Origin of the sequence: [Clostridium] clostridioforme AGR2157 (assembly GCF_000424325.1) — a bacterium.
Lineage (GTDB): Bacteria > Bacillota > Clostridia > Lachnospirales > Lachnospiraceae > Enterocloster > Enterocloster clostridioformis_A.
On sequence record NZ_AUJR01000116.1, the window covers coordinates 1 to 2,590 of the forward strand.

1 protein-coding gene is annotated in these 2,590 nt (G+C 47.3%); it reads right to left on the reverse strand.

All coding sequences use genetic code 11. From position 1 onward, the window contains the following. Window positions 1-104: 104 nt before the first annotated feature. Entirely contained in the window at window positions 105-1,937 is a 1,833-nt protein-coding gene (locus tag G614_RS0123780; RefSeq protein ID WP_027643870.1) for a reverse transcriptase domain-containing protein, read from the reverse strand. Between the last annotated feature and the right edge of the window lie 653 nt (window positions 1,938-2,590).

Below are 2,590 nucleotides of genomic sequence, written 5' to 3' on the forward strand. Positions count from 1 at the left end.
AGTAGGGTAAGAACCCAGCGCCTTGCCATATCGCTATGGCAGGTTTCCGAGAACTCCCCTCCGAACCGGACTTACACCTCTCGATGTATCCGGCTCTCCAGATGTCAGTCTAATTTCCCTGCGTGTAACTTATCGTGACAGTCAATACAGAGTGCCATTGTCTTGCGCCTGCGCCCAATCATGGCGATTTCCCATTGTTTTCTGCCACTTAAATCTTTGAGTTTTCGTACATGGTGTATTTCGAGCGGTACATTCTCTGCGCCGCACCACTCGCATTTGTTCGCTTGTAGCCTTTTAATCAGGCTGTTGCGCCCATAGTTCTCAACTACTCTTGCTACTATATCGGGATTGCCGCTTTCCACTTTGGTATTCCGGCAAAAACCGTTGTTGTAGAACAGCACTTTACCCACTTTGCCATTTTTCTTCGGATACTCCACAACAAAATCTTTCCCTTGACGGTACTTGCGGATAATTTTGCTAATTCGTGTCCGATACTTTCCGGCAAAAGTTTTGAGCATACTGTATCTCATTACATAGTAAAAGTTGTTGAGTACGGTCACGTTATTTGCGAGCCGATAGTAGTTGTACAATCCACGGATTTCTGCATTGTATTGGTTTAGGATTTCCAAATCGTCCAGATGCAACAGGCGAGTGCGCCGGACCGGCTCCCAAACCTCCTTATTTCCATTCTGCTTATCATATTTGATTTTGAGGGCATTGTAAGATAATAGTCGTTTAACCCATTTGTCATGGGGAACATAGAGCAGGACTTTTCCGTTGTTTACTCGTCTGGTAGCTCCCGTTTTGGTCTTTTTGTTATATTCGCCTTTGGCGATTGTGACCTCGTATCCCAAGAACTTTGCAAAGTCATGCCCGTGGGTAATCAATGTTTTTTCTTCGGACATTTCCAGATGAAGTTTTTCCCGGATAAAACATCCTACCTCTTGTTTTACTTGTTCCGCGTCCTCCTTACTGCCGATAACTCCTATTAGAAAATCATCCGCATATCGGACATAGCAAATCCTTTTATAGCTGTCGTCCATCTGGTCACTATACGGTATAGATTTCAGACTACGCCGCAGTTCCCGGATTTCTGCAATTAAGCCCTCTTTTTCTTCCTCGCTCATTTTAGAGAGATTTCTTTTAAGCCTTTGCTCTTTTCCCCGGCAGACATCTAACTTCTTCTTGAACGCAGGATTGATTTTACGGCGGTTTCCGCAGTTGAATTTCTCTGCGTATTCTGCCATATAGCTGTCCAGTTCGTTCATATAGATGTTTGCAAGGATGGGGCTGATGATAGAGCCTTGCGGAGTGCCGGAGTAAGTATTGTGGTAGTTCCAGTCCTCCATATATCCAGCTTTCAGGAATTTCCAGAGCAGACCGATGAAATGTTCGTCTGCAATCCGCTTCCGCAGAATAGCAATCAGTACATGATGGTCTACATTGTCAAAACAGCCCTTTATATCCCCCTCAACGAACCACTTTGTTCCCGTGAAATATTTCTGCACATATTTGAGTGCCGTATGGCAGCTCTTGTTTATGCGGAAACCGTGGGAGCAGTCGCTAAAGGTTGGCTCATAAATGCTCTCTAAGATGAGCCGTACCACCTCCTGTATCAGTTTATCGTCAAATGACGGTATTCCCAGAGGACGCATTTTCCCATTGGATTTCGGAATATACGTTCTTCTCGCCGGGTTGGGCTGATAGCTGAAATCCCGCATTTTTCCTATGAGGGTGTTTATCCTTGCCATGCCCATGCCGTCAATCGTCTTGCCGTCTGTTCCGGCTGTCATATTGCCTGGTTTCGCCTGTATCCGCTGGTATGCCAGCAGATAGAATTGTGGATTGTACAGATTGCGGTATAACCGCTCGTACTTGTAACTCTGGTTACACGCCTTGGATTTTAGGCTTTCCAACACATTCTCAGGACTTCTCATAATGCCTCACGCACCTTTCCTTTTTATGAGTTGGTTGACATCCTGCCTTCCTTCGCCATGTAGACGGCTTTCCCGTCCTCGGACTACTACGAAGGCTCCGTTGCCATGCCGGATATTCAGCGTCATCTTTCTTGGGTTTTTACCCCTTGAAATTTATCGCCTTGTGGCATTACGCATAGCCGGACGGTTCCGGCGCTCCGGTTTAGGCAATCTCCAGTTAGACACTTTGGGAAAAGCGTATTGTGATGTCGGAGTGGGTTTTCGTCCTTTTCCGCTAACTGCGGCTGGCTGTCATAAGTATCCTGCGGTCTGTGTATACCTGTCACATTCCGCTATGACATACGGCGAATACAACCATCCTACACCGCCGGGTCGAGTATCCCGCCTCGGACTGCCCTTAAAGCAGTTTAGCCTTGTTCCTCGTTCACAATGTTGCGTCTTGCCGCTCAGTCGTGGGTAGATGGTTTCCCCAACTTGCGACGTTTCCGGTACGCTATTGTCCCCCTTATGGTTTCCCTCCGGGGTAAACCGGCTGACGCTAAAGCGACGCTTTTTCAGCGTCTTTGATACTTTTCTTTACCGGCTTGCCAAAGCCGGATTCCCAAAATGCCCACGCACCGCCTGTGGATGACAAGCGACGCTTCTGGACGCGC